The 6,730-nt window shown below is 42.1% G+C and carries 6 protein-coding genes and 1 pseudogene; 6 read left to right on the forward strand and 1 reads right to left on the reverse strand.

Going from position 1 to position 6,730, the window contains the following annotated elements; genetic code table 11:
- A partial coding sequence (locus L5M38_RS23440; RefSeq protein ID WP_263180469.1) for a transposase occupies positions 1-184 on the reverse strand: 184 nt, incomplete at its 3' end.
- Positions 185-362: 178 nt separating this feature from the next.
- Here L5M38_RS23440 and L5M38_RS23445 point away from each other — a divergent pair.
- The 6 genes and pseudogenes from L5M38_RS23445 to L5M38_RS23470 form a co-directional block, all read left to right on the forward strand.
- Positions 363-1,460 carry a radical SAM/SPASM domain-containing protein gene (locus L5M38_RS23445; RefSeq protein ID WP_263180471.1) on the forward strand — a complete coding sequence of 366 codons (1,098 nt, stop codon included), beginning with the start codon at positions 363-365 and terminating at the stop codon, positions 1,458-1,460.
- Positions 1,461-1,526: 66 nt separating this feature from the next.
- Complete coding sequence (locus tag L5M38_RS23450) at positions 1,527-1,724, forward strand: hypothetical protein (RefSeq protein WP_218738442.1); 198 nt, start codon at positions 1,527-1,529, stop codon at positions 1,722-1,724.
- 76 nt (positions 1,725-1,800) lie between these two features.
- Positions 1,801-2,895 (forward strand): aromatic ring-hydroxylating oxygenase subunit alpha, encoded by a 1,095-nt coding sequence (locus L5M38_RS23455; protein WP_218738441.1) that lies wholly within the window; start codon positions 1,801-1,803, stop codon positions 2,893-2,895.
- Positions 2,888-4,609, forward strand: a complete 1,722-nt coding sequence (locus L5M38_RS23460; RefSeq protein WP_218738440.1) for an ABC transporter ATP-binding protein — start codon at positions 2,888-2,890, stop codon at positions 4,607-4,609. Before L5M38_RS23455 ends, L5M38_RS23460 begins: the two co-directional genes overlap by 8 nt.
- A gap of 615 nt (positions 4,610-5,224) precedes the next feature.
- Positions 5,225-5,494: a hypothetical protein gene (locus L5M38_RS23465; protein WP_218738438.1), complete on the forward strand. Its 270-nt coding sequence runs from the start codon at positions 5,225-5,227 to the stop codon at positions 5,492-5,494.
- 99 nt (positions 5,495-5,593) lie between these two features.
- Positions 5,594-6,127: pseudogene (locus L5M38_RS23470) on the forward strand (SMP-30/gluconolactonase/LRE family protein); the annotation flags it as partial.
- Positions 6,128-6,730: the final 603 nt, after the last annotated feature.

Below are 6,730 nucleotides of genomic sequence, written 5' to 3' on the forward strand. Positions count from 1 at the left end.
TGTTAATGTTTGTTAATGTTTTACCTGGCACGGGGCGACCTTCTTTTCTGGCAATATCTCGCCAATGATACAAGGTTTGCACCGCGATGCCTTCTTCCCGAGCGACCTCTGCGACCGTTAAGTTGTGAGGAGGTAATAATTTTTTAAGGATCGCCTCTTTACGTTCTGGTGAATACCGAGCCATATCGTTCTCTTTTGCCGCACCCTGTCTTTAAACATAATGATTATTTAGGGGTGACAACAATCCTGACACAGGGGGAACCCCTGAGTCGATTTTAAACGCAGATGAATTGGCGATTTTTTACGATGTGGCGAGTAAGCCTATTCGGTCGGACAGTACCGGTGCAGGTAAGGCCGTAGTCGTGGTTAAAGCTACTCGTTTATGTAATTTACGCTGTACTTATTGCAATGCTTGGGCTGAAGGGCCTGGTAATGTTATGAGTTTTAGAACGCAAGCAGAATCGATTAAGAACCTATTAAACATAGAGGGTGTGACTAGGTACGATTTTGTTTGGCATGGTGGTGAAGTCACCATGCTTCCGCCGAGTTATTTCAAGAAGCTTATCTGGCTGCAACAACAATTTAGACGTCCTGGGATCACGATTGGTAATTCTTTGCAGACAAATGCAACCATGCTGACTGAAGAGTGGTTGGAGTTTTTATCTTTAGCCAAAGTGGGCATTGGCATTAGTATTGATGGCCCTCCAGAAGTTCATGACCTCCGCCGACTCGATCGACATGGCAAAGGCACATCGGCCAAGGTCGCGCATGGCATAAGTCAATTGAGAGCGCATGGTATTAGTTTTGGTGGATTGGTCGTGGTGGATGAAAAAGTTAGAGCCATACCTGCAGCCAAGCTATTACAATATTTTGATGAAATTGGTTTTTATAATATTGATTTTCTTAACTTAGTTCCCGATAACAGTCAGGCGCCTTGCACCTTAGGAAAAGCGTTTGTGAATTACGACGATTTTATTGTCTTTCTGTGCGAAATCTACCAAGAGTGGTTTGCGCATTATAGAGAGACGATTACCGTGCGCATTTTTACTGATTTGCTTGACGTTATTGAACAGCGAGAGACTACAACGACAAATTGTTATTGGAGCGGTAATTGTTCAACGGAAATCTTTACCTTGGAGTCAAATGGTGTGATCGCACCGTGCGACAAGTATGTCGGAGATAAAGACTCTCGACACGGTGATGTCACCAAAGTAGGACTCGGGCAATTACTGGATAAATCAGATTACCATCAAGTCGGCTTACAGGAAGCTGAGTCGGCACAAACACGCATGAAACAGTGCAATTGGTATCACCTATGTCAAGGGGGATGCCCGCATGATCGTCTTGTTAACCTTAAGAATAAATTCAAGGAAGAGGATGAATATTTGTGCTGTGGAGTCGCGCCTCTGTTTAACTTGATGGAGCAAAAATATAGAGAGTTTGGGCTATCACGTCCTTAGTTTCTGTATACCATAATTCTCACAGGTAGTCTGTTAGGGAATTACACTCAATAAAAAGGAAATACTATGTTAACTATTGAAAAAAATAACGAAACGTTAAGTGATCAAAATATTGAACAACAACTGTCTCAAGCGAAATTACTTGCTGGTTTAGTTAAATCAGATGCTAAGCTTGTCCTAACTTGTCAGTCGTTAGAAAGAATGAAAAATCTGCCTAAGCACGAGATTACTAACTGGACTTGGGGTCACCAATTCGAGCAATAATTTGACACTAACTGTTTAGTTGCTAAGGAGAGCGTACCTCTCCTTTTTTTGTCTCTATGTATAAATGGGTAAAATTATGGATTGGCTTAAAACAGCTAAACAACGGCTAAAATCAGGGTACGCTTTAGATCGTCGATTCTACTTTGACACAAATGTATTTGAGCTGGAAACAGCCTATTTGGAGAAGCACTGGGTAGCGTTGGCTAGAGTGAGTGATTTTGAAACGGCTTACTCTTATAAAACTTATAATATACTCAATCATAAAGTGATTATTGCGTTAGATAAGGCTAATCAGTTTTATTCATATTCTGCCATATGCCCCCACCGAGGTGCAGTGATTGCCGATGGCGTCGGCGTCGGCAAGCATCATCGTTGTCCATACCATGCTTGGAAATTCTCGATTGATGGGAGTTTAATTGGCGCGCCGTTTATGGAGAAAAAAGACTGCCAAGGGTTGCATCGATACGGCTGCTTGGTTTGGCAAGGCTGGATTTTTGTCAACTTATCTGGTGATGCCGATATCGAGATGTTTAATACCGACAGCGTCAATGCCGAATTGCAGGATTACCGTTTATCTGAGTTGGTCCCCTTAGCTGACAAAATTACTTTCGAAGGAGCGTTCAACTGGAAGAGTGTTATCGATAATTTTGGCGAATCTTATCATGTGATAGGGACGCACAAAGATTCTATATACGATAGTATTGATTTTAAGCGGAGCCACTGGCGAGCCACTGAACAATTTAATGCTTCAAATTATCCCTCCTTTGATGCTGAACGGACTTTTTTTCCCCAGCCCCGGTTCAATCTTAAAAATACTGCTGCAAATACTTGTAACTTTCAGTTGTATCCGATGCTGCTGATCGGTTTGACACCAGATTTTGTTATCTGGATAGAGCTCGAGATTGTAGAGCGACTCTATACCCGTGCTCATTACCATATTTTGGGCCTTCCAGAGATTATTGCCGATGAGGCTATGAGCGTGAGATTGCCGCAATTAAGAAGTTCAATTGAACACATAGCCGGGGAGGATATCGGTGCCTACTTAAATGTAGGCAGTAGTGCGATGAGTAAACCATACCCTTCTGGTCGACTTAGCCAGTTTGAACAAGGTACCCAGTCTTGGTTTCAGTGGTATTTGAACAATATGCTCAAAGGAGCTGTAGATGTATAGCAAGCAAGTTACGACCATCAGTTTACTTGAACGTCAGTATGTGATTCTTGTCGTAGGGCTGCTATTCATCATTAGCTCTTCATTACTATCCTTATTTGTTTTCGTCCATTTTGGAGAGCTGGTTGAAAGTGGCTCATATCAATACGTTATTGATATATATCCTGTTAGTTTAGGTATTCTGGTGTTGCTTGGTGTGTGTACTGGCTTACGAAAGTACACTATGGAGCTATTGGGAGAACGGGTTCGGTGTCGATTGCAAGCTGACCTATACGCACAAATCATGCGGATGCCTTATTATGTCTTAAGTGAAAAAGAAACCGGATTTTACGTTTCACTGTTAACTAATGACACCATGGTGATTAAACAGTTTTACGGTAGCTCATTGTCGCAGATTCTTCGTGGTGGACTGACGATTGTTGTCGGCATTGTCATGATGGCAATGATGAGCTGGAAGTTACTACTGTGCTCTTTATTGATCTGTCCGATTGCGCTTGCTGTATTATTACTGACCGGTAAAAAAATTGGTTTGTATGCGAGAGATGTGCAAGAAGTTAATGACCGCATGAGTAGCGCAATTACGCAAAGTATTCAATCTTTAGAAGTTATTAAATGTTTTAATGCTGAGGCAACCCTAACACACAAATTCAACGGCAATGTCAATTTATCTTTGGTGAAAAGCACTTACCTCTTACGTATCGAATCCTTGATGTCTAGTTTATTGATTTTGATGGTATTTGGTGGATTGGCTTCTATAGCATTATATGGCCTTGAGCTCGTTAACTTTCAAATCATGACTATTGGCGAATTAACTTCCTTTATGGGTGTGCTGCTTATGGTTGCCATGTCTTTTGCATCAATAAGTGGAGTTTTTGCCAAGTATAAACGGACGCAAAGTTCGATGGCTCGTATCAATAAACTTCTTATGTCCGCTCAAGCTACTCGCCTGGAGAGCCTTCTTTCGCCTATTGAAAATGTCGTTAGTATTGCGTTCCATAATGTCTCTTTTACCTATCCGAATACAACTGAAAAAGCATTAGACGATGTATCTGTAACTTTTACTATTGGTGAAAATATCGCACTAATTGGTAACTCTGGGGCAGGAAAGTCAACCTTATTCAAATTGCTACTAAAAATCTATTTGCCGACATCCGGTGAGATTTTGGTAAACGGCGTTAATATTAATGATCTATCTAGTGCAATGCTCCGCGAACGATTTTCGGTTGTGCTGCAAGAGCATTTTATTTTAGATGGAACGATTCTTGAAAATATATCGTTCGGGAAAGAGGTCAATTTTTCAAGCAAAATTGAAACAGCGGCTCGAAAAGCGGAATGTCTAGATTTTATTAATCGCTTACCTCACGCATGGAATACAACAGTTGGTGATGGTGCAAACAAGTTGTCTGGTGGTGAGAAACAGCGATTGTCATTGGCGCGAGCCTTGTACAAAAGCGCAGATGTGTTACTGCTCGATGAGGCCACCAATTCACTTGATGTGAAGAATGAACATCAAATCCAAAGCGCAATTGCAGCGGCCAGCCACGGTTCTCTAACTTTGACCATAGCGCATCGCCTAAATACGATTGCGAATGCGGACCGAGTACTGTTTATGTCGAAGGGAAAGATCATTGGTGATGGCACTGCTAGTCACCTTTCTAGCTGTTGTGATGAGTACAAAGAATTCATGTCATTACACCAAAATATGTTAGCTACCTAAGTTACGGTACAAATGACGGCACAGCCTGACAAAATTACAGCTTGAATGTTTTTCAGAACGTCAAATTGGCGTGAGTGTTATCGATGGCTACTTAAAAGCTTGTGGCACTAAGGCTTAGTGTCGTAAGGAGTCGTAGCCTAACCATAAGCATCCGGTAATTTACCTCTAGCTAAGTTTGGCCTTCAGGGGGGGAGGGCTATTTATATCGAAGTTAACGTAAGATAACTGCTCCAGGGAGTGCTCGATGTAATCGGTAAGTGTAGCGGCTTGCATACCATCTCGTTAACGGCTTCTATCGTTGTCGATGGTTTTCTCGTCCACACCTCCATGACAGGAGTATCAGGTATGGAGAGTGTCCGCTGGCATCGTCCAGTTACCCTTCCTAACCAACTGAGCGTTCGTGTCACAGCCGTAGGAAAGAGTCCGCCAAAGGCCGGAAAGGGCTATGGTGTCCTCAGGTGCAAACTAGAGGCATTATAGCAAGACGGTGGCCTCGTTATGTCAGCAACGGTAGATTATCTTCTGGGGTCTAAGTCATGACTTTGGTGAGTGTCTACCTAACCAATGGCTGTTGGCGGACGTACCTACGCTGCGCTCTGATCAAACTGAGTGGGAATGATTGAAACGCGCCCAACTTGGAGGCGGAAAACAGATGAACCAGAATCGCTTGAATATAACGATGCCTCGAATTCAACGAGGCTCCAATTACTGATGGATTGGTGGCAGATAACTAATGATAATCGATTTGCCGATAGCATTATGAAAATTGCCCGTAATTCACCAGATCTATTTTCTGCAGCGTTAGATGGTGTGGTCCTAATCGAGTTCATTTCTAAGATAAGAGCAGGCGTTGATGGTAAGCGCTTTGTTTACGAAGTCGGCTAAATTTGCCCAACGCGCCAAAAATGTAAAGTTAGTCAATGTTTAATAATAACAATTAATTAAGTTAGATTTGGCGGAAATTTCCAGAATCCCGGCGAACCCTCTTATTCAAGTTGTGATGCGGCACTTTACTGCATAGTTCATCAAGGCCAATGCTTAAAAGTGTGCGAGAACATCAGCATTTCAAATGGACTCTGCTGGAGTCCAGATGGACTGACTATGTACCATGCCGACTCACCAAAACATAAAATCTTTCAATATGATTTTGATCCAAACACTGCATCAGTCAGCAATAAGCGTTCATTTGTCACAACAGAGCAAATGATTTTCCCTGATGGTTCTGAAGTCGATGCCGTTGGATATATTTGGAACGCTCAATGGGGTGGCGGCCAAGTGGTGCGTTATCGTCCCAACGGCCAAGTTGATCTTACTCTGACATTACCCGTAACCAATCCAACCAGTATTGCCATCGGTGGGCCAAACATGGACTGGCTCATCATCACCAGCGCAAAGCATTCCTTAAGTGCTGAACAATTATCAAATGAGTCCCAGGCAGACGATGTATATATTTATCAGTTAGTCGGCATAAACGGACTACAAAGTCATTTAGCCGAAATTTCCAAGATATTTACTTGAACGCCATCAGTCTGCAATTGACCTATGAAGATTGTCAATATTGATACCAGTCAAAAAGAACGCGTTGCTACGTAAATAATTGAGGGCTATGCCAGCCAACACTCTAAAGAATTCACGTAGCGACGCGACATAAAAACTGCATTTTCCATTTACCAGCAAATAGCAACAAACCATCATCTAGTCCCCAAGCACCAAACTTAGTTAATCGTACCAATACTCAAATAAGAGCAGGTAAGATGGCCCAGAAAATTTCTGGCGGAAAAAAGCAAATCTCAGTCTGCCGCGAAATCTCATTCTGAGTGGCCACGAACACAGGTGTGTCGATGTATTAATTGATAGACAGATTATATTTAACATAATATATATTGTGCGCAGTTTTAGTTAGGACTAAATAGCAAAACAATAACGACTAAACCAATAGCAAATATTGATGCGCCCAAAAGAGCTGGCTTAATTATGTAACCCCAGAGTGACGGCATAGAAACCCCTAGTTAAAAGAAAAAGGCGATTTGCAAAGACTTTGAAAATTAGCCATAACCTCCATTGCATCAAAATATGCAATGGAGTACCCAAGACTGAAAGCAATGATCGCAATAGCGAAAT

The organism is Shewanella sp. SM101 (assembly GCF_025654465.1).
GTDB classification, from domain to species: domain Bacteria; phylum Pseudomonadota; class Gammaproteobacteria; order Enterobacterales; family Shewanellaceae; genus Shewanella; species Shewanella oncorhynchi.

What these genes read in the sequence shown, in the direction of transcription:
- L5M38_RS23450 (WP_218738442.1), top strand. Translation starts at nt 1,527, where the DNA reads ATGTTAACTATTGAAAAAAATAACGAAACGTTAAGTGATCAAAATATT.
- L5M38_RS23455 (WP_218738441.1), top strand. Translation starts at nt 1,801, where the DNA reads ATGGATTGGCTTAAAACAGCTAAACAACGGCTAAAATCAGGGTACGCT.
- L5M38_RS23460 (WP_218738440.1), top strand. Translation starts at nt 2,888, where the DNA reads ATGTATAGCAAGCAAGTTACGACCATCAGTTTACTTGAACGTCAGTAT.
- L5M38_RS23465 (WP_218738438.1), top strand. Translation starts at nt 5,225, where the DNA reads ATGATTGAAACGCGCCCAACTTGGAGGCGGAAAACAGATGAACCAGAA.